This window comes from Pseudoalteromonas sp. SG43-1 (assembly GCF_014164415.1).
GTDB lineage: Bacteria > Pseudomonadota > Gammaproteobacteria > Enterobacterales > Alteromonadaceae > Pseudoalteromonas > Pseudoalteromonas distincta.
In genome coordinates this window covers 1-20,917 of sequence record NZ_JACJFD010000022.1, presented here as the reverse complement: position 1 = coordinate 20,917, position 20,917 = coordinate 1, and the positions used below count along the sequence as shown (strand labels likewise).

Sequence of the window (20,917 nt, the reverse complement as noted above, 5' to 3'; positions counted from 1 at the left end):
TTTAGGAGGTATTAATGGAATACAAAAATGAAAACGGACACGTTAATTTATCGCTTGAAAATAATATAGTTATTGCACAATTTAGCGGAAACCTAGAACTTGAGCTTTTAAGTAATTTTAAAACAGCGCTTTTTGAAACCATTCAATCATTTAAAGGCGAAAAATGGGGTTATATAAGTGACTCATCAAACGTTGTAGCTGCAACCCCACAGGCCGAGCAAGAAATGGTAGCCATAAGCCACAGCATGCAGCAAAACAACTGTTTAATTAGCGCGTTTGTGCTTACATCACCTATTGCTATAAGCCAAATGCAACGAATAATGCAAAACGCCAAAAGAGACGTTACTTTCAAAGATTGTCTTTTTGATAATCTAGAATCGGCAAAGCATTTTATTTTAAATGAATTAAACAATGACTTGAGCTAGGTAAAGCTCAAGTCATTGTTTATATAGAGCTTATATACTGTACTAATTTTTATAAAATTGGCTGTCTTTGGTTATAGTAATGCTGGCATCTTCTTGCGCTGTTACTATAAATTGTAACTTACTCACTTTGTGCGCAATATTGTAATCATCGGCTGTTACAGTAACGGGGACTCTTTTCATTGCACCTGGCTGTATAAGTGTAGAACTTGGACTTGAGAGTGTTGCTTCTGGCAAGCCCTCTATGGCAATACTGTAATGCAGTGCTTGCTGCGTTTTATTAATAATAGTAAGTGTATAAGGGTTTTCTACCAGGCCCTCGTAGTTCACTCTATAAAGCGCATTCCTATCGCGTAGTACTGAGGCTTCTATTGGTGTGCGTTGCAGCATCCATGCAAACATTGAAATGATTAACAAAGCCGTTAATGCGCCGTATCCTATTAGTTTTAATCTAAATGGATTGGTTTTTTTGCCTTCCATTTGTTTTTCGCTGGCGTATTTAATTAAGCCTTTTTGATAACCAAATTTCTCCATGGTATCGTCGCAAGCATCAATACATAAGCCACAGTTTATACATTCATATTGTAAGCCATTTCGAATGTCTATACCTGCCGGGCAAACCTCTACACATAAGTTACAGTCTACACAGTCACCTAAGTTAAGCTCTTTTGGATCGGCTTTGCGTTTACGCGGTCCACGACTTTCACCGCGCTTGCTATCATAGGTAACAAGCAACGTATCTTTATCAAACATAACAGCCTGAAAACGAGAATACGGGCAAGCAATCGTGCACATTTTTTCGCGTAAAAACCCTGCATTACCGTAAGTACAAAAAGCGAATAAAAACACCCAAAAGCTCGTAATACCTGACCATTCAAATGTAAGCATTTCCATATACAAACTTTTTGCTGGAATAAAATACGCCATAAACGAGGTGGCGGTTAAAACTGAAATAATAATCCACGCACTGTGCTTAGTTATTTTTTTGCGCCAAGTACTTAGCGTCCACTGAGATTTATCTAATTTAATTCGCTGATTTCGCGTGCCTTCTATGCGCTGCTCTACCCACGAAAACATGAGCATCCATATTGTTTGCGGGCACGTGTATCCACACCAAACCCGACCAAGCCAGTTGGTTACAAAAAATAACGCAAAAGCCCCCACCATGAATAGCAAGGCTAAAATCATAAAATCTTGAGGAAGGAGTGTTAAACCAAAAATAGTAAAGGTTTGCGTTGCCACATCAAGCAGCACAGCTTGTTGACCGTTATATTGGATCCACGGTATTGCAATAAAAGTTAGCATTAACAGCCAACCTAAATTACGGCGTATGCGCTGAAAAAATCCTTTTTGCTCGCGGATATAAATTGGCCCTTCGGTGTTATAGGGCTTAATGATCATGTCTTCTTCTTTAATATCAAACTTCATAGTACTTGCTTCATAATGACGGGTATTACGCAAGCATTTGCAACTTTCAGACCAAGCTGAAAATTTATTTACATTATTGATATTAAACGGTTTATTTCAAAGCAATAAAATAAAATTCGCGACATTAAACGCACTTCGCGATATATCACGAATCTTTAGCAATCCCTAACTTTCGCATTTTTGAGCGTAGTGTACTCTCAGGTAAGCCCAATTTAACTGCCGCTCCTTTATCACCTGATATTTGCCAGTGCGATAACACAAGAACAGAGGTTATATGCTGCTTTTGCGCTTCATCGAGCGTAAGTGAAGGATTAATAACTACTTCACCACCCGCTTGCAAAGGCTGACTTAGCTGAAGTACCGCTTGATTAGATAAAATAGCTTCGCGTTCAAGTACATTTTGCAGCTCTCTAATATTGCCTGGCCAATCGTAAGCCTGCAGCTGCGTAATTGCTTTTTTACTTAGCCCTTTTAAATTTTTCCCGAGCCGTTTATTTAGCTGCGCAATCAAATTAGCGCATAAATAAGGAATATCTTCTTTTCGATCTTTAAGGGCAGGTACTTTTATAGGAAATACATTGAGCCGATAATACAAATCAATTCTAAACGTGCCTTTTTGTACCATTTCCCACAGGTCGCGATTAGTCGCTGCAATTACTCTAATGTTTACTTTTAGCGTGTTGCTGCCACCCACACGCTCAAACTCTTGTTCTTGCAGGACTCTCAGTAATTTACTTTGCGCCTCAAATGGAAGCTCTGCTATTTCATCTAAAAACAAGGTGCCTTTATCAGCAAGTTCAAAGCGCCCTTTACGGCGGTCATTGGCACCTGTAAACGCGCCCTTTTCATGGCCAAACAATTCCGACTCTAGCAAGCTCGGTGTAAATGCAGCGCAATTTACTTTTATAAAGGCTTGTTCACTACGTTTGCTTAGCCTATACAAGTTACGGGCTACCAACTCTTTACCCGTGCCATTTTCGCCAAGTATAAGCACTGTGCTGTCGGTTTCACTTACCAGCTTTATTTGATCTAACATGGTTTGAAATATATGGCTTTGTCCAACTAGCCCTGAGTCTTGCCAGTCTTCGTTGAGCTCTGCAATTAAGTAGTTGTTTTCATCTTTTAGCTGCTCACTTAAGTGCTTTACTTGAGTAAGTGCCTCTTGCAGTGCATTTTGTGTTTGCTGTTGCAGTGATATATCGCGAAATACCGCTACAGCACCAATTAACTTATCATTTTGATAAACCGGTGTTGAAGTGTATTGAACTGCAAATGAGCTACCGTCTTTACGCCAAAAAACTTCATTTTTAACTTCACGACGCCTTCCGTCAAACATGGTGCAGTAAATTTGGCATTCATCTGCGGGATAAGGTGTGCCATCAGCATGAGTATGGTGATGATATTGGTGTATTTTTTTACCTAATAGTTCCTCAGCGCACCAACCTGTCATGCGCTCAGCGGCAGGATTAACAAACACCGCATTACCCGATAGGTCAAAACCGTATATGCCCTCACCTACTGCGTTTAGCAATAATTTAGGATCGTTTAAAAATTGTTTTATCATAAATGCACCTCGCGAAATATCGCGAGCATTATGGCAATTTTATACGCTAAGTGCACTCATTACTTAAAGTTCGCTTACGCGTAAATTAAAACGCTAGAAATAGTGCTTAAATAACGTTTTTACATCTATTTTTGCACCTAGCCTTGCGGCTATTAAATAAAGTCCTGCAAGTTTTCGGTGAATAAATAACGCATCAACGGGCGGTGTATGCCATTGCTGAGATTGCGCACTAAGGGCAAGCCCTGCATTTTTAATTTTGAGCGCGAGTTCACTATTTTTAAAATCAAATTCCCCTTTTACTCTTAGCGGCTCGCACGCCATTAAAAATAAATCAATGACGTTGTTTTTATACTCATCAACTAAGTCATTTTTAAAATAACCTATGTGTGATGCCGCTTTAAGTACACCTTCTCGGTTGTTTTCGCTACCCGCTTTAAATAAGGCTAAGTACGCTAAGCTAAGCTCGGTTGATATTTCTCGCGTTGCACCAAAATCAAATAAAACAATTTTTTGTGTATCAAGCTGATAATGAAAGTTGGCAAAGTTAGGGTCGGTTTGAATTAATTTAAATTCAAACATTTCTTTAAAAAACAAATCAATCAGTTGCTCTGCAACAAAGCTTTTTTGACTATCAGGTAGCTCTGTAATGCTCTCAATAGGTTCTGCTTTTATATACTCCATAGTTAGCACTTGTTGTGTGCTGTGCTCTGGATATACGTTGGGTACTTTAAAGTGGGGATTAGTTGCTAATGCATTTTTATAACGTATTAAATACTGAGCCTCCCGCTTATAATCAGCCTCGGCTAATAACTGCGCCTTAGCCTCATTAATAAGTGGTTTAATATTAAGGTCTTTTGGCAATAACCGAGAAATCGTTAATAACGAAATAACGTTATCGACATCACTTACTACACTTTTTGCAATACCAGGGTATTGAATTTTAACAGCAAGCTGATCGCCATTTTCTTTATAAGCTAAATGAACTTGCCCTATAGAAGCCGCTGCAAAAGGTCTTAGCTCAATGTGAGAAAAACGCGCTAGCCACTCATCCCCCCATTGCTCTTTTAACACTTCAACAAGCTGCTTATGAGGCATTGGGTTCGCGTCTGAGCGAAGTAAAGCAAGTAACTGAGCTAATTCAGGACTAAGTAGATCACCGGCATCCATTGAGAGCAATTGCCCCAGTTTCATTGCTGCACCACGTAAATGTGATAGCTGTGTGGCTAGTTTTTCAATGTTTTTAGGTTGTAGTAGTAAGCTTTTATTATCCCAACCTTTACCAGTTAGCGCGCTCTTAGCACCATCAACTAACATGTTGGTAGCAACACCTGTGGCAAGTGAGCCTAATTTTGCAAAACGGGAAAGCCGAGAAGTGGGAACAGTACGAGGAGCCGCCATAATATTAAAACCTAATTAGCCTGAAAGTCAGGCTAATCAATACGTATATTGTAAGTAGGTAGATCTACTTATAGACGAGGTACTAGCTTAATTGCGCCTTCAACCACTTTCATATCAAGTGGAAGTTTACTAAGTAGCATCATTTTAGGGTCATCCATGTTTAGAGTATAAACTGGGTTAACCGCTAAAAAAGCATTAATAACATCCATTGCTTGGCTATCAAGCGCACCTAAATTACCTTTAAAACCGCCGGCATCTACACTCGAATCAAGTAATTTAATATTACGTAAAAACACTGCTTTTTTCTCACTGTCGTAAAATGGGCTACCTTCAATTTGCAGCTTTAAACGCACAGGGTATTTAAGAGCGAATGCATTAATTTCAGCGCTAGAATCGGCACCAAGCACAACAACATCGCGGTTATCAGGTCCAATGTTGACACTTAAGTCGTTTACATCAAACTGAACGGGTAAACCCATTAAGCTTACTTTTTCACTTAACTTTGGTAATTGCTTACCCAGTACAGATTCAACCTCAGAGTTGGTAAATGAATATACTGATATGCCTTGCGTGGTATTACAGGCGGTTAAAAATAACGCTGCAATAATAACTAAAATTCTCATGAAAGCCCTTTTGTTTATAAATTAGTGGTACATAAAAAAGCCGCTATTAAAGCGGCTTAGTAAAATAGTAACCAGCACATATTATGCTGGTTTTATTAAGCTGCAAGTGTCGCTTTAAGTCGCGTTAGTGTGTCAGGTTCAACTGAACCGTCACTGAGCGCTAATAACTGTTTTAAATAATAGTTTAAATCAGCATGATCGCCACGATGTTTGTCATCTAGCATGGCTACTTGTTCTGCCATTCTAAGTGACTTATCGGTTGAACTTACGTTCGCTAGTATTTCCATACGAGTAATAAGTTGCTCTTTACTTAATGTTGTTTTAAGCGGTGCTTGATACTGACTTGGTAACGCTTCATTGTTTTCAAGTGCAGTAATTAATGCATCTAAATTAGCTTGCTCAGATTTACTTGTAAGCAATGCAAGTTTATCTTCAATAGCAGCTAGTAGCTTAGTAACCTTTGGCGCTAACGATCTAAATTGCGTGTACCCTTTCACTTTTGTTTCTAGGTCGTGCAACTGCGCTCTTTGATTAACATCACTAAGTGCTGCTTCAAGCTCAGCAAGTTCTGCAATTGCTTGTTTATCTGACTCGTTTTGCTCGAGTTTTTGCTGCTCAAACTCACTACTACGCTTAGTAAATGTTTCATCGTTATACTGACGAAACTTTTGCCATAACGCATTTTCAGCTTTTAAACCAGCAAAGCCAATGGTTTGCCATTGCTGCTGCATTTGCTTCAACTCTTGGCAGGCAGCGGCTAAATCATCGCTTTGTGATAATTGCTGCGCTTTTTCTACTAACTCATTTTTAAGTGCTGCATTACTTTTATGAAATGCGTTTAATAAAGCCAGTACTTGTTGTTGCTCATTTTTATAACGATCGTTTAGTGTACGGTATGTTTTAGGGTCAACTTTACCCACACTGCGCCACGCTTTATTTAAACGATTGTATTGGCTTTCATATTGTTTCCAATCAAAATCATCCTCAGCAGTTGGCTGTAAATGGAGCGCATGCATGTCGTTAATAATACTTTCACGCTGTGCTTTTGATGCTTCGCGTTGCACTTCTTGCTCTGCGAAGTAACTACGGCAAGGCGCAAATAACAACTCGATTTGTTCATCAAACTGCACACCTTGTAGCTTTTCTTCATCTGTGTCTAAACGACCTAACTCATTCCAACGTTTACGTAGCGCTTTTACTTGCTCTGCGCGTTGTTGTGGGTCTGTACACTCTTCGCTTACTAATGCACTTACTTCTTCTAATAAAGCTTTACGCTTTGGTGCTGCAGCGTATTTTTGCCAATCTTTAGCATCTGCAAGTTGCGCTTCAAGGTCTGCTTTTATGTTCACAAGTGGCTGCTGATATTGCTCAGTAAGTGTATTAAATAACTCTTCAAAGCCTTTAAACACGCCAAAAGCAACATTAAAACGACCTTCTTCAATTAGGCGCTTAACATCACGAGCTTTGCGCTTTGCTTGGCTTTGGTTTTTTTCAAGTGGCTTAACTAGCTCATTCATTGGTGCTAAAAATTGCTTTTTATGCCCATTTAACTGTGTTTTAAAGGTACTTTGCAGTGCGCCATCTAAAACATTCAAATGATTACGCGCTGCTTTAAAGCCATTATTAAATTCAGTAAGAGTTGCATCGTATTGTGCTAAATCTTCTGCTGGCTTAATTTCGCATAATGCTGCAAAAGCGAGTTTGTACTCTTTAATAGCCGTTGTTAGCTCGGGTAATTTAGCAACTTGAGTAAATAGTTTTTCTAACTTGCTTACAGCGAGTTTTGATTGTGCATTATTAGCAAGTTCTGTTTCGCTAATAGCTTGCTTAGCTTGCGCTACTTTTGCATCAAGCCAATCTTGTTGAATTTGCTCTGGAGTTTCAAGACCAAGCTGTAAGGCATTTTCAATTTCTTCACCTAAAGCTTCAAGTGTTGCAAGTGCTAATAATTGACGCTGTTGTTGCGCTAATTGCTGCTGCTCTTTGTCATGTACCGCTTTTAGCTGTTCAATGTGTGCATCTAACTTAGTGGTAATCGAAGTGTATTTTTCATCAAGAAGCTTTACACGTTCATCACTTAACCATTTAAGCTCAAGTGCTTGCCACTGGGCCATTAATTCGCCGGCTTGTGAATTTACAACACCAAAATCTGTTTTTTCACGTAAAGCATTTAACTTAGCTAAAATAACACGTGTTGAACTTTCAACCTGAAGTGGCATTTCAATTGCTAAACGCTCATTTTCAATATGCGTTTCAAGTGCTGCTTTTGCATCACCTTTTGCATGTTTTACTAATGGCTTAATTAATTGATGGGTAATAACAAGTTCAACTAACTGAGTTTGTAGCTCTTCGCTACCTTCTTTAAATGCTTTTTCTACTAATTTTGGGTTTGCTAAACGTTTTAATAATTTAACGCGTACTTGCAGTTCTTTTTCTGCAAATGCTAACTTTTCGAGTGTTTTAACAGGTGCAAAACGCTCTATGTATTCACTTTTGATTTGCGCTGTTAATGTACTTTCGCTATTTAAAACAGCATTAGATATTTGCAGCTCTGCTATATCTTTTAATGCTTGATCTTGTTTATACGCTTTCCACCATAGCGGCAAATTGTTTACCTTTTGCAGCGCTTTACGGCGAATTTCAGCTGAGCTATCTTCAAGTGCTAACGTGTTTAATATGGTTGCATCACGTTCAATGTCTAATTTTTCGATAGCATCAAGACGTACTTGTTGCTTTGGGTGTTTCCACTTAGGTGTAAAAAGGTGCTTAAAGATCATGTTCACTAAACCTAGCTATTTCGTTGTCTGATTTGAATTCTTTTTGTAGTTGAGCTTTTGTCTTTTGGATCATTTCACCATTAGCACCAATCGTAAATTGCTCGTTTGATTGAGCCACCTTTGCTTGATACAACATAACCAACTGCACTGTTTGTTGCTTTTGTTCATCTGATAAAACGGTACCGTCTGGCCACTTGCCAGTAGAAGCACCGTATTGTAAGCGTTCGAATAATTCGGGAGTAATATTTTGTACAAGATTGTCGATGTTCATGTCATTTTTTCTTTTTTAGAGTCACTAAAATAATACGATTTATAAGGTACCAGATACAGCCTATGCCTATTGCGGCAGTGTAAGCATACCACTGAAGTGTTTCTTCTTGCGGTTGTAAAAAGTACAAGCAGAAAAAACCACCTAAAAATAAGATAAGCGCCAAAAAGGAGTGATTTATAAACATCTGCTTTTTTTTAATTCGCTGTTCGCGCTGAAGTTGTAAAACTTGCTCGTCGTTTAGCTCTGCAATGTTGCTTTCGCAATGCGGACATTGCTTATGTTTATCTGAAATTGATTTTGCACATTTTGGGCAACGAATAATCGCCATACTTCTCTCCATACTACGCATAAAAAAAGCGCCTTTCGGCGCCTTTATTGTACTTGTTTTATTTCTCGTTGTCTTTTTTGAATTCAAACCAACAACTGATTTAGGGGCTATAATTTTCTAAGTTGCCCACTAAGTTTAATTACTCAGCGTCTTTTGACTGTTTCTCTAAACGCTTTTCCCAAAACGAGGCGTTTTTAATCCCTAATTTAACTGGGTCAAATGTGATTTTTCCGCCTTTTTTCTTCTGATCCTCATAATCGCTCAAACATAACAAAGCTGGCTTAGCTACAAAGAAAATAGCTAAAATACCCAATATGTTAATCCAAGCCATTAAGCCAACGCCAATATCTCCAATAGTCCAGATATAACCTGAATTATTAACCATACCGTATGCAACCATGAACATAATCACAAATTTCACAAGGACAAGCGGGATATTGCCTTTAAAGTAACGATTTAAGTAAGCAATATTTGTCTCTGCAATGAAGTAATAAGCAAGTATTGTGGTAAAGGCAAAGAAGAATAATGCAATACCGACAAATGCTTGTCCAAAGCTGCCAAATACACTAAATAAAGCCATTTGAGTAAAGGCTGCTGAGCCAACTTCAGTCGCTGCATCGACATTTTGTACAATAAACTGTCCTGCTGGTAAATCACCCACAACATTATATTGCTGCGTTATTAAAATCATTAATGCTGTTGCAGTACACACAAAAATGGTATCAACATAAACCGAAAAAGCTTGTACTAAACCCTGTTGAGCTGGGTGATCAACCTCTGCAGCGGCTGCAGCATGAGGCCCACTACCTTGGCCAGCTTCATTAGAATATATACCACGCTTTACGCCCCAACCAATAGCGGCACCAAAACCAGCCTGTGCAGTAAATGCATCACTAATAATTAAATAGAATATATCAGCTACTTTATCTAAATTTAAAAATACCACGATTAATGCCAGTACTATGTAACCCAGTGCCATAAATGGCACTACTACTTGCGTAAAGTTTGCAATACGCTTTATACCGCCAAAAATAATAAACGCTAAAACAATAAGGATGATTGCTAAAGCGACTAACTTAAAGCTACCTACGTCACCAAAGCTAGTAGTAACCATGTTGCCACTGCCAAACACTTGGGTAAACGCATTACCTACTGCATTTGCTTGTACACCAGGTAGAAATACACCACAGGCAATAATCGCCGAAACAGCAAATAAAACAGCTAGCCACTTTTGCCCTAAACAACGGTCAAAATAATACGCTGGGCCACCACGGTATTGCCCGTCTTCTTCTGTTTTATAAATTTGGCCTAAAGTAGACTCTGCGTATGCAGTGCTTGCACCTAAAAATGCAACAACCCACATCCAAAAAATAGCACCTGGCCCACCAAAACCGATAGCTGCTGCCACACCTGCGATATTACCAACGCCTACGCGTCCAGACAACGATACTGCAAGGGCTTGAAAAGATGAGATACCTTTATCAGACGTGTTAGGACTAAATAATAACTTACACATTTCTTTAAAATGTCTAACTTGAGCAAATCGAGTTAATACTGAATAAAACAAGCCTGCGCCTAGGCATAAATAGATGAGTGCATTACTCCAAACAACATCATTAACAGCACTTACAAAAGCTTCCATGGATATCCTCTATAGTTATATTTATTATTTTTAATTACGAGACTCTGCTTTAGCTACTACGCTACATAAGCTTTACGAAATAAGGTTTTACCTCTCCCGTCCCGACTCATGATTTAATTAATCTTAACTTAAGTAACCTAACTTTGTTAACACTTAATTTTCAAAATATATAATTACACACTTGGCGAAAGGCATTACATCTGTAGTATTTAAATGAAAGTAGATTGATTTGTACCGATACGGTGATGATACGCAGCGAAGAAGCGTTGAAAACGTTTTAAGAATAAAGCTGCTATATGATTATTATTTTTTATACAAAGGGTTTTATTAAAAGCAAAAAGGGTATCAAAACTATTGATACCCTTTTAGATAAACGTTTTATCTTAAATCATCAACAACATTAACAATAGCCGCTAATGTATCTTGACCAAATTGATACGAACGACGATCTGACCAGCCGTAATCTGGATCAGGTAAATCGTTGTTGTCTTTAAATGGCATTTCAATTGTGTACGTTAATGCTTTGAATTCTTCAGCCGTAGCTGATGAACCTACCGTTAGGTTAGCTTGACCTGGCTCATCTTTTGGATAGCCATGCTCATCTTGAAACTCAGGTGTAATAGTTAAAAGCGCAGCTTTAAAGCTATCTTCTAAGCCTTTTAAGCGTTCATCGTAACTTGGAATACCTTCACTGCCTGCCACAAAGTTATATGGGATAGCTTCATCGCCGTGTATGTCTAAGTGCATATCTAAGCCAGCTTCGCGCATTTTATTAAGCACTAAGTAAACCTCAGGGCTATTTTCCATGCTTGGTGTTTGCCATTCACGGTTTAAGTTAACACCTTTAGCGTTAGTACGAAGATGTCCGCGTGCGCTACCGTCTGGATTCATATTAGGCACAACGTAAAAAACTGCTTTTGATAGAAGCGCAGCTGCATGTGGGTCTTCGTCATCAAGAAGTTTGTGCAGTAGACCTTCAACATACCACTGCGCCATTGTTTCACCTGGGTGTTGACGTGCTGTGATCCAAATGGTTTTCTTGTCTTCACTTGGCTCACCAATTTTAAGCACACTCATATCGCGGCCATCGAGTGTTTCACCAAGCGTTATTAATTGGCAAGCGCCTTGGCTTTGTGCCCAAGATAATAAATCTAAATGGCGGTCGTAACTGTATGGCGCAAAGTAAGCAAAATATACGCTGCCGCACTCTGGTTCAATTTCAAAGCTTAATGTGCCATTTTCATAGCTTGATGGTACACGAAACCATGTTTGGCGGTCATATGATGCAACGGCTTGGTACCCTTCCCAACCATCTGGGTAAGCTGATTTATCAAGCTCATTAATATTTAACTTATGCAATTGGTAAGGTGTTGTTTCAAGACGAAAGTGAAACCACTGATAAAATTCAGACTGGTGATCTTTATTAATTTCTAATTGAATATTTAAAGGATCGGTGGCTTCAATAACTTTGATATTACCACTGTCGAAATTGCTGCTGATTTTCATGAAAAAACCTTTAGGTTGAATAAGTTTATCTGCTTATTAATTCACAGAACTGACATTATTTTATAAATAGTAAAACGAATGTGCATCTTCTTAATTAAAGCCTATCACAAGGCATACGCTTTAAAAATAATACACGACCAAAAAAGCCAGCAACATGCTGGCTTTTAAGTCACTGCAAATAAATTAGCGAGGTAAGCTTGGGAATGACACTTCGGCCATATCGCGCATACAACGTACTACTTGGCAGCTGTAACCAAACTCATTGTCGTACCATACATATAAAACAATACGGTTATCTTCAACAATTGTTGCTTGTGAATCAACAACACCTGCGTAACGACTACCTACTAAATCGGTAGATACAATTTCCGTTGATGCAGTGTAATCAATTTGATCACGTAAGTCTGAATGAAGTGCTGTATCGCGTAAAAATGCGTTTAGCTCTTCAACTGATGTGCTTGTTGCTAAGTTAAGATTTAAAATAGCTAGCGACACATTAGGTGTAGGTACGCGGATTGCGTTACCTGTTAACTTGCCTTCAAGCTCTGGTAATGCTTTTGAAACCGCTTTTGCAGCACCTGTTTCAGTAATTACCATATTAAGTGCTGCGGCACGGCCACGGCGCTCTGCTTTGTGGTAGTTATCAATAAGGTTTTGATCGTTCGTGTACGAGTGTACAGTTTCAACATGGCCATTATTGATACCAAACTTATCGTTCAATGCTTTAAGCGTTGGTGTAATTGCATTGGTTGTACAGCTTGCTGCACAAACAATTTTATCTTCAGGTAATATATCTTTGTTATTAACACCATATACGATGTTTTTGATATTGCCCTTTGCAGGAGCTGTTAATAATACTTTTGCAGCGCCCTTACACTCTAGGTGCTGGCCAAGGCCCGCTTCGTCTTTCCAAATACCGGTGTTATCAACAATTAATGCATTGTCGATACCGTATTGAGTGTAATCAATTTCGCTAGGAGAGTTAGCGTAAATAACTTGAATGTAGCTACCGTTAGCTTTAATTGCATTGCGTTCTTTATCAATCGTTATTGAGCCATTGAATGGACCGTGAATTGAATCACGACGCAGTAAGCTTGCACGCTTTTCAAGATCCCCATCTTTACCACCACGCACAACAATAGCGCGCAAACGTAAATCTGAATATGGACCTGATTTTTCAATTAATAAACGCGCTAATAAACGACCGATACGACCAAAACCATACAATACTACATCGCGTGGCTCTTTCGCTGGTGAGTCTGTTATTTCTGCAAGTTCATCTTTTACAAACTCTTCTACTGAACGACCTTTTGCGGCTTCAGTGAACAAATAACTATATGCAAGCTTACCAATATCAATACGTGCTGAGTTTAATTCCATTTTGCTGATAGCTTCTAAAAATGGGAAGCTTTCGCGCAAACGTAATTTAGTGCCTTCAAACTGAGCAACGGTTTTGTGAGATTTTATAATATCGATAGTACTGGCATTTACGAGAGGACGGCCATATACAGCGATTTCGATACCACGATTACGGTAAAGCTTACCAATGATTGGTTGCATGCTTTCTGCGTAATCTTGGCGCTCTTGCCAACTATTTGTGTATTCTAACTCGTGAGATGAGGTCATTTTATTTACCTAAGTTTATCATTTTGAACGGATAGCCTTTAAAAATGCACTATATTTTGAGAGTAATGCACTTCAGGCAGGGCTATTCTAATTTAAACTGAAGTTATTCTCTACTGTTAGGCGTTAAATGATTGCGTTAGAATAACAAAGTAAATATTCATTTGGGGTTAAGGAATGCTTAAAAAAGCAAGTGTACTATTGGGTTTGCTAACATTGGCAGGGTGTGAAGAGCCGTTAACACTCGCACAAGTGTGCAAAGAAACACCTGGCTTTTGTAGCGACTTAAACAAAGACAGTCACTGCAAGGATGAGCGTTCTGATGTAATTATCAAACGCTACATAGAATACAAAGACCCTACTGATGAAAATAAATACCAATTACTCAAGGACTTTGAATCTTATAACCAATGCATAACTTTGGCCGCTAAAATTGAACATATTAAGTTAAAAACTAAAAAAACGTCACGTATTGATGGTCAACTAACGAGTATTAAAGAAATGACTCGGTTATATCAAGATACCCAAAATACAAACCACCCAGGTTTGCTCTACTACCAATGGTCACGAAATAACAACCAAAGTGCGTTGACTAAATTATTGGCTATAGAAAATGATAAAAGTGTAACGCAAAGTGCCGAAATGCAATTTTTTTTAGCATCGTACTATATTAAATTTGATGATGAAAAAACCATTGATTTACTTTATAAAACTCTAGAGCTCAATAAAAAAGACAACATACCGAATCCGGAAGTGTATACATCACTTATTAGTCTTTTTTATAAACATGATAAGTTTAAGCACGCATATATATTTTCTAAAGTAGCGCAAATGTCGGGGATTGAAAATATTGATGTATTTGAAATTGAGCAGAAATTAGTCGCAAATGGTAAAAGCTTAGATAGCTTAGATGTACTTGCAGAGCAAACATTTCAGCAAATAATGGCAGGTGATTTTGTATCTCCTCGAGAGTTTTAATTTATAATCGCAAAAATAACCTAATACCAATCTGCTTATGTATGGGGTCTATTTAACGTTAAGGAAATTACGCTAGAACTAGGCAAAAATTTTGTATCTAGTTGTTCTAGATAAAAATATTTTAACGACGTTATAGTGTTATTTAATTCCTTAAATTGATCAAAGATTTATGCAGGTTGGTATAATTTAATAACTAGGTTATTCAGGCAAATAAAAAGGCAGCTTACGCTGCCTTTTTTTATTTTGCTTTGCTTGTGCCCACTTCTACACGGGTTTTAAGCTTTTGACCTGGTCGAAAAGTCACCACGCGACGTGCCGAAATAGGAATATCTTCGCCTGTTTTCGGGTTGCGGCCTGGTCTTTCTTTTTTGTCTCGAAGATCAAAGTTACCAAATCCAGAGAGCTTAACCTGCTCGCCTTTTTCTAGCGCTGAGCGGATTTCTTCAAAAAACGCTTCAACTAAATCTTTGGCATCTTTTTTATTGATCCCGAGCTTTTCAAATAGGTGTTCAGCTATGTCGGCTTTAGTAAGCGCCATATCTAGTCCCTCAACGATGCATTAAACTGTTCGGCCAATTCGGCCACCACGTTATCAACTACTAGATTGATATCTTTCTCTTCGAGTGTTCTATCAACCGCTTGCAGTGTTAGAGCAATCGCCAAACTCTTATAATTTGGCTCAATACCTTTGCCCTTATACACATCGAATAAGTTTAGGTCAACCAATTGATTTCCGCCAACTTTTTCGATCACGCTTAAAATGTCGCCAGATTTAACGCTGTCTGCCACTAAAATCGCGATGTCGCGGCGATTTGAAGGGAATTTAGACACCCCTTCGGCTTGCGGTAAATTTCTTTTTTCTATTGCTGACATTTCAATTTCAAAAACAAAAGTTGCGTTGTTGATATCTAACGACTTTTGAGCTTGAGGATGTAAAGCACCAAAAAAACCAACCTTTTTACCATCAACATATATTACTGCTGATTGACCAGGGTGAAGTCCATCTGACTGCTCGGCTTTAATTTCAAAGCGAGTAATGTCATTGGTAATTGCAAGTAAGGCTTCAACATCACCTTTTAAATCGTAAAAATCAACATTGCGTTTTTCTTCAACCCAATGTTCACCATTTACAAGACCCGTAATAACACCACCAATAACCGGTACTTGGTAAACACCATTTTCTGCACTTTCGTCGCTTATAAATTTAAGACCATGTTCGAATAAACGAATACGAGGCTGTTGGCGATTTTGGTTATACGCTACAGACGCTAATAAACCCGGCATTAAACTTACACGCATTGCTGACATTTCAATTGAAATAGGATGCGGTAATACCATTGCTTTACACTCTGGGTGTAAAATAGCTTGTGCTTTAGGGTCTACAAAGCTGTACGTAATTGCTTCTTGGTAACCACGAGTCACTAACGTATTGCGGAACTTGCTAAGCGCAATAGTTGCTTCGTTATGTGTCGTCATTTTAAGTTTTGCAGTTGGTGCAACATTTGGAATGCTGTTGTAACCGTAAACACGTGCTACTTCTTCAATTAAATCTTCTTCGATGCGAATATCAAAACGGTAGCTTGGTACGTCCGCACTCCAGCTTTCATTTTCTACTTTAACATCAAGACCTAAACGCGTAAGAATATCTGTTACTTTAGCATCTTCAATATGATGACCAATAACACGGTCTAAACGTGCACGACGAAGACGTACTTCAGTCACTTTTGGTAGTTTATCAGCCGCAACAGCTTCAACTACTGGACCTGCTTGACCACCCACAATTTCAAGAAGAAGTGCTGTTGCACGTTCCATTGCATCGTGTTGTAGAGCAAAATCAACACCGCGCTCATAACGGTGTGAAGCATCAGTGTGTAAACCGTAGCTACGTGCTTGTCCTGCAATTGCTACAGGATTAAAAAATGCGCTTTCAAGTAATATATCAGATGTTTTATCTGTAACACCTGATTGCTCCCCACCAAAAATACCCGCAATTGCAAGTGCTTTATTATGATCGGCTATCACAAGTGTTGTGTCGTTTAATTTAGCGGTATTACCGTCTAATAAAACAAGTTCTTCGCCTGCGTTTGCACTACGAACTTTAATACCACCTTCAATCGCATTTAAATCAAACGCGTGCATTGGGTGACCAAGTTCAAGTAATACATAGTTAGTAACATCAACTACAGGATCGATAGAACGTACGCCACTACGACGTAATTTTTCAACCATCCAAAGTGGTGTTTCAGCATCAAGGTTAATGCCCTTTATCACACGGCCAAGGTAACGAGGACATGCATCTTCGTTAACTAGCTCAATTGATACTTTGTCATCAATTGTTGGCGTAACCGCTGGGATATCTAATACATTTACGTCAATGCTATTTAAAACACCTACTTCACGAGCAAGGCCTTTAATACCTAAACAATCACCACGATTTGGTGTTAAGTCAACATCTATAATATTGTCATCAAGACCTAGGTAGTCACGTAAATCAGTGCCTACTGGTGCATCGCTTGGCAATTCCATAATGCCGTCGCCTTCTTCGCTAATACCTAGCTCAACAAAAGCACATAGCATTCCGTTTGAAGGTTGGCCGCGTAGTTTGGCTTTTTTAATTTTAAAGTCACCAGGAAGTACAGCGCCCACAGTTGCAACAGCAACTTTAATACCTAAACGACAATTTGGTGCACCACACACGATATCAAGTAGCTCATCGCCACCTACGTTAATTTTGGTAACACGAAGTTTATCTGCATCAGGGTGTTGACCACATTCAACAACTTCACCAACAACTACGCTATTAAATTTGGCAGCAGCAGGCTCAACACCATCAACTTCTAGACCAGCCATTGAAAGCTGTTCCGAAAGAGCTTGCGTATCAATAGCAGGATTAACCCACTCTCTTAACCACTTTTCACTAAATTTCATTTTATTGTTTCACTCTTAACGGAACTGGTTCAGGAATTTTAAGTCATTTTCGAAAAATGCACGCAAATCGTTTACGCCATAGCGCAACATTGTTAAACGCTCTACACCCATGCCAAAGGCAAAGCCGGTGTATTTTTCTGGGTCAATGCCCACAGACTTAAGTACATTGGGATGTACCATGCCGCAGCCTAGTACTTCTAACCACTTACCGTCTTTACCCATAACATCTACTTCAGCTGAAGGTTCTGTAAATGGGAAGAATGAAGGACGGAAACGAATTTCCATATCCTCTTCAAAGAAGTTACGTAAAAAATCATGCAAAATACCTTTTAACTCCGTAAAGCTAACATCGGTATCAACCATTAAACCTTCAACCTGGTGGAACATTGGTGTATGTGTTTGGTCGTAATCGTTACGGTATACACGTCCAGGTGAAATAATGCGCAGTGGTGGCTGCTCAGTTTCCATAGTACGAATTTGCACGCCACTAGTTTGTGTGCGTAGTACTAATTTAGGATTGAAATAAAAGGTATCATGATCAGCACGTGCTGGATGGTGCTCAGGGATATTTAGCGCATCAAAGTTATGAAAATCGTCTTCGATTTCTGGACCAGATTTAACTTCAAAACCTAACTCACCAAAAAAGCTTTCTATACGCTCAATAGTGCGCGTAACTGGGTGTAAACCGCCGGTAGGCATAACACGTCCTGGCAGAGTTACATCTATAGTTTCAGCAGCTAGCTTTTCTTCAAGTGCTTTACTTGCAAGCAATTCACGCTTTTCGTTAATAGCAACTTGCACATCTTGTTTAGCTTGGTTTATAACTTGGCCTGCTTCTTTACGTTCTTCAGGTGCTATTTTACCTAACGTTTTAAGTAAGCTAGTGATTTCGCCTTTTTTACCAAGGTAATTAACCCTGATATCTTCTAACTGCGCTATTTCACTGGCACTGGCTACCGCCTCAAGTGCTTGCGCTAATATGTTTTCTAAGTTCATTCGATACCTGATCTTTCACAGAAGGTGATTGCTTAAGAGCGTGTTGGCCTTTTAAGATTGCTTTACAACAGTGTGGTTGGTTATTAAATAAGGTTAAGCATTGGACTGTAGTTTCCTACATAAGTGATGCAATAACGCTAAATAAAGACCAAACACATGCAGTTTGAAGTGTTTATCTCGGAGGCTACGTTCTTTGTTGTTCGGGTTTCGCATATAAATACTACGCTAAAGCCCTCACGACGCGATTAAAGCACTCTTAAATTAAACAAATTCCAATCAGGAAAGGTAAACACGCTCTGATAATAGCTTATGATAACTGAAAGCAGGGTCTAGATTCTAGACCTACTACAGCTTTAACGTTGATTTTATAAAAGGAATAGTTAATTTTCGCTGTGCAGCCATGGATGCATGATCTAATTTGTCGAGTACATCTAATAAAGCTCGCATATCACGGCTTAAACGGGTTAATAAAAAGCGTGCACACTCATCACTTAATTCAAGGCCGCGCATGTGAGCGCGCTTAACAAGCGCTTGTGCTTTATCGTCATCACTCATAGAACGAATTTGAAAGGTTGTTCCCCACGTTAGACGAGACTCTAAGTCAGGCAGAGATATATTGAGCATGCTAGGAAGTAAATCAGCAGTTACTACTAACATTTTACCGGGTTCGTTAAACCGGTTAAAGAAGTTAAATAGTGCTTTTTCCCACGCATCATTCCCTGCAACTAAATGCACGTCATCAATACATAGAACATCAAGCGCTTCTAAACCGTCTAATACCATGGGTCCAAAGTCAATTACTTCGCGCATAGACAGTAGCATATTAGATAGGCCACGCTCTTGTGCTTTAATACAGGTTGCATATAAAAGGTGAGACTTGCCCGAATCACCTAAACCACATAGGTATGTATACTGAAACGTTTTTGCTAATTTGGAAAAGCTATCTTTTAGGTGATTAACCTCCAAAGAGTCTTCTCCCCCAAAATACGATGCAAATGTTTCGTCATCCGGTAAAGTAACCGGTAGTGCCATTTGCATCGGCTCAGACATTAGCATTATGGTGTTACCCATTGATACTCTAAGCTATTTTTATCAACAACATGATAAAATGCGCGTGGATCCTCATAATCTTTAAATGAAGAGTCTAGCCCTAACCCTTTTTTAAGATCACTCAAGTTACCAGTATGGTTTAGTTTAAATTCAACAAATTCCGGTGTTTTACGAACAATTTTGACTTGCGTAACAACACTCAGGCTCAATAATCTTCGTTTCGCTAATTCTATATCAACAAAACTTTGTGTACCCTTTAGCGTGAGCGTAGCAGTTGCTTGTTCATAATAAGCATTTGGATCAATTGCATACTCGCTTGCAAGGCCTCGCGCTAAGGTGTCAATCATCTGGCTCACTATTTGCTGTTTATCACCAGTTAATCGATTTGAATCAAATTGATCATCATTAGTAAAACGCCAATCTAAAATCCAATTTTCGCTATCTGCTTCTTTATACATTCTAGCTGTAATACTTCGCTCAGCGCTGTAGCGTCTAGAGGCCTCTTCTACTGGTTCTGAAAAGTTACCCCACACCTCAGGAATACCTACTAGACGTCGATCTTGTAAATCAAGTAATGGAACAACGACAGGTAAACCACGACGCCCTGCTTTGTCATAAATTAACTGCTCTAACTGCGGGTAACTTTCTTGTGTTACCAATTCTCTGCGCCAATTGTCTTCAATACCTAACCATATTGCGACTAATGGACGTTGTACTCCCCATAAAGGTAAGTTTAACTCTTTGATTAGCGCGTTGATCTTTCGAGCTTCAAATTTAACAACGAGTTTCAATTGTCCATTTGCTCTCTCGTCATATTCAAACTTAAGCATATAATCAGAAATATCTTTAGTACGTTGCTGCGCTAATTTATTTTGATCCGCAGTTTCATCACCGCTTACTTTCACTAAAACATTAAGCAAAGCTTTACGACTCGCAGCTAATCGAGTATCTCGTGTTTTGTCATCCACTTTTAAAATATCTTGATATAGATCAGTTACTTCAACTGCCGACACAGAAAAACAAAATAAAATGGATATGGCGCTAATTAATAATCTATACACAGGCTGTTAGTTCTTGGTTTTAAACTGATTTGATCCTAAATCAAAGACAGTAACAAAGCAAAATTAAATTTGTTATCTAAGGAAATGAGAGTAATTAGCTTTTATAAAAAATAAAAAAGATTAAATTAACTTCAGGAGTCGCTAAGCTCACCCGACCTACGTGATGGTGTTGATGTGAATGTGTGTTAATTGCGCGCATTTCACTTTTCTGCAGACGTAAAAAAGCCCGACTATTTCTAGTCGGGCTCTCTACAATTTGAAGCCTGGTAATGTCCTACTTTCACATAGCAAATGCTACACTATCATCGGCGCTGTTTCGTTT

General features: G+C 38.8%; 17 protein-coding genes. 2 read left to right on the top strand and 15 right to left on the bottom strand.

Features of this window, described 5'->3' with window-relative positions; genetic code table 11:
• Positions 1-14: 14 nt before the first annotated feature.
• On the top strand, positions 15-425 hold the full coding sequence (locus H5159_RS14790; protein WP_182693656.1) for a hypothetical protein: 411 nt from the start codon (positions 15-17) through the stop codon (positions 423-425).
• A 42-nt stretch (positions 426-467) separates the two neighbouring features.
• Here the strand turns inward: H5159_RS14790 and ccoG are convergent, their stop codons facing one another.
• The 10 genes from ccoG to H5159_RS14740 form a co-directional block, all read right to left on the bottom strand.
• Complete coding sequence (ccoG, locus tag H5159_RS14785) at positions 468-1,850, bottom strand: cytochrome c oxidase accessory protein CcoG (RefSeq protein WP_182780512.1); 1,383 nt, start codon at positions 1,848-1,850, stop codon at positions 468-470.
• A 145-nt stretch (positions 1,851-1,995) separates the two neighbouring features.
• Entirely contained in the window at positions 1,996-3,414 is a 1,419-nt protein-coding gene (locus tag H5159_RS14780; RefSeq protein WP_182780511.1) for a sigma-54-dependent Fis family transcriptional regulator, read from the bottom strand.
• A 93-nt stretch (positions 3,415-3,507) separates the two neighbouring features.
• Positions 3,508-4,812: an AarF/ABC1/UbiB kinase family protein gene (locus H5159_RS14775; protein ID WP_182780510.1), complete on the bottom strand. Its 1,305-nt coding sequence runs from the start codon at positions 4,810-4,812 to the stop codon at positions 3,508-3,510.
• A gap of 68 nt (positions 4,813-4,880) precedes the next feature.
• The gene (locus tag H5159_RS14770) at positions 4,881-5,435 is read right to left on the bottom strand and encodes a DUF1439 domain-containing protein (protein WP_002960677.1); all 555 of its coding nucleotides are present in this window, start codon (positions 5,433-5,435) and stop codon (positions 4,881-4,883) included.
• A gap of 95 nt (positions 5,436-5,530) precedes the next feature.
• Positions 5,531-8,212, bottom strand: coding sequence for a DUF349 domain-containing protein (locus H5159_RS14765; protein ID WP_182780509.1), 2,682 nt, complete (start codon positions 8,210-8,212; stop codon positions 5,531-5,533).
• The gene (locus H5159_RS14760) at positions 8,202-8,483 is read right to left on the bottom strand and encodes a YeaC family protein (RefSeq protein WP_007378333.1); all 282 of its coding nucleotides are present in this window, start codon (positions 8,481-8,483) and stop codon (positions 8,202-8,204) included. Before H5159_RS14760 ends, H5159_RS14765 begins: the two co-directional genes overlap by 11 nt.
• A gap of 1 nt (position 8,484) precedes the next feature.
• Entirely contained in the window at positions 8,485-8,811 is a 327-nt protein-coding gene (locus H5159_RS14755; protein ID WP_002960680.1) for a hypothetical protein, read from the bottom strand.
• 139 nt (positions 8,812-8,950) lie between these two features.
• A complete protein-coding gene (locus H5159_RS14750; RefSeq protein WP_002960681.1) occupies positions 8,951-10,453 on the bottom strand; it encodes a sodium:alanine symporter family protein in 1,503 nt (500 codons plus the stop codon).
• Positions 10,454-10,831: 378 nt separating this feature from the next.
• Entirely contained in the window at positions 10,832-11,959 is a 1,128-nt protein-coding gene (locus tag H5159_RS14745) for a M14-type cytosolic carboxypeptidase (protein WP_002960683.1), read from the bottom strand.
• Between the two features lie 183 nt (positions 11,960-12,142).
• A complete protein-coding gene (locus tag H5159_RS14740) occupies positions 12,143-13,585 on the bottom strand; it encodes a glyceraldehyde-3-phosphate dehydrogenase (protein WP_002960684.1) in 1,443 nt (480 codons plus the stop codon).
• A gap of 174 nt (positions 13,586-13,759) precedes the next feature.
• Here H5159_RS14740 and H5159_RS14735 point away from each other — a divergent pair, with 174 nt between their 5' ends.
• A complete protein-coding gene (locus H5159_RS14735) occupies positions 13,760-14,560 on the top strand; it encodes a DUF2989 domain-containing protein (RefSeq protein WP_182780508.1) in 801 nt (266 codons plus the stop codon).
• A 238-nt stretch (positions 14,561-14,798) separates the two neighbouring features.
• Here H5159_RS14735 and ihfA read toward each other — a convergent pair whose 3' ends face one another.
• The 5 genes from ihfA to H5159_RS14710 form a co-directional block, all read right to left on the bottom strand.
• Positions 14,799-15,098, bottom strand: a complete 300-nt coding sequence (ihfA, locus tag H5159_RS14730; protein WP_002960690.1) for an integration host factor subunit alpha — start codon at positions 15,096-15,098, stop codon at positions 14,799-14,801.
• 2 nt (positions 15,099-15,100) lie between these two features.
• Positions 15,101-17,488, bottom strand: a complete 2,388-nt coding sequence (gene pheT, locus H5159_RS14725; RefSeq protein WP_182780507.1) for a phenylalanine--tRNA ligase subunit beta — start codon at positions 17,486-17,488, stop codon at positions 15,101-15,103.
• A gap of 15 nt (positions 17,489-17,503) precedes the next feature.
• The gene (pheS, locus tag H5159_RS14720; RefSeq protein WP_039486289.1) at positions 17,504-18,484 is read right to left on the bottom strand and encodes a phenylalanine--tRNA ligase subunit alpha; all 981 of its coding nucleotides are present in this window, start codon (positions 18,482-18,484) and stop codon (positions 17,504-17,506) included.
• Positions 18,485-18,829: 345 nt separating this feature from the next.
• Positions 18,830-19,540 carry a DnaA regulatory inactivator Hda gene (hda, locus tag H5159_RS14715; RefSeq protein WP_002960693.1) on the bottom strand — a complete coding sequence of 237 codons (711 nt, stop codon included), beginning with the start codon at positions 19,538-19,540 and terminating at the stop codon, positions 18,830-18,832.
• Positions 19,540-20,595: a DUF2066 domain-containing protein gene (locus H5159_RS14710; protein ID WP_024596168.1), complete on the bottom strand. Its 1,056-nt coding sequence runs from the start codon at positions 20,593-20,595 to the stop codon at positions 19,540-19,542. The genes hda and H5159_RS14710 overlap by 1 nt, the downstream gene beginning before the upstream one ends.
• Positions 20,596-20,917 lie beyond the last annotated feature (322 nt).

Excerpts from the sequence above, each read along its gene's own strand:
- H5159_RS14790 (WP_182693656.1), top strand. The coding sequence starts at position 15 with ATGGAATACAAAAATGAAAACGGACACGTTAATTTATCGCTTGAAAAT.
- ccoG (WP_182780512.1), bottom strand. The coding sequence starts at position 1,850 with ATGAAGTTTGATATTAAAGAAGAAGACATGATCATTAAGCCCTATAAC.
- H5159_RS14780 (WP_182780511.1), bottom strand. The coding sequence starts at position 3,414 with ATGATAAAACAATTTTTAAACGATCCTAAATTATTGCTAAACGCAGTA.
- H5159_RS14775 (WP_182780510.1), bottom strand. The coding sequence starts at position 4,812 with ATGGCGGCTCCTCGTACTGTTCCCACTTCTCGGCTTTCCCGTTTTGCA.
- H5159_RS14770 (WP_002960677.1), bottom strand. The coding sequence starts at position 5,435 with ATGAGAATTTTAGTTATTATTGCAGCGTTATTTTTAACCGCCTGTAAT.
- H5159_RS14765 (WP_182780509.1), bottom strand. The coding sequence starts at position 8,212 with ATGATCTTTAAGCACCTTTTTACACCTAAGTGGAAACACCCAAAGCAA.
- H5159_RS14760 (WP_007378333.1), bottom strand. The coding sequence starts at position 8,483 with ATGAACATCGACAATCTTGTACAAAATATTACTCCCGAATTATTCGAA.
- H5159_RS14755 (WP_002960680.1), bottom strand. The coding sequence starts at position 8,811 with ATGGCGATTATTCGTTGCCCAAAATGTGCAAAATCAATTTCAGATAAA.
- H5159_RS14750 (WP_002960681.1), bottom strand. The coding sequence starts at position 10,453 with ATGGAAGCTTTTGTAAGTGCTGTTAATGATGTTGTTTGGAGTAATGCA.
- H5159_RS14745 (WP_002960683.1), bottom strand. The coding sequence starts at position 11,959 with ATGAAAATCAGCAGCAATTTCGACAGTGGTAATATCAAAGTTATTGAA.
- H5159_RS14740 (WP_002960684.1), bottom strand. The coding sequence starts at position 13,585 with ATGACCTCATCTCACGAGTTAGAATACACAAATAGTTGGCAAGAGCGC.
- H5159_RS14735 (WP_182780508.1), top strand. The coding sequence starts at position 13,760 with ATGCTTAAAAAAGCAAGTGTACTATTGGGTTTGCTAACATTGGCAGGG.
- ihfA (WP_002960690.1), bottom strand. The coding sequence starts at position 15,098 with ATGGCGCTTACTAAAGCCGACATAGCTGAACACCTATTTGAAAAGCTC.
- pheT (WP_182780507.1), bottom strand. The coding sequence starts at position 17,488 with ATGAAATTTAGTGAAAAGTGGTTAAGAGAGTGGGTTAATCCTGCTATT.
- pheS (WP_039486289.1), bottom strand. The coding sequence starts at position 18,484 with ATGAACTTAGAAAACATATTAGCGCAAGCACTTGAGGCGGTAGCCAGT.
- hda (WP_002960693.1), bottom strand. The coding sequence starts at position 19,540 with ATGCTAATGTCTGAGCCGATGCAAATGGCACTACCGGTTACTTTACCG.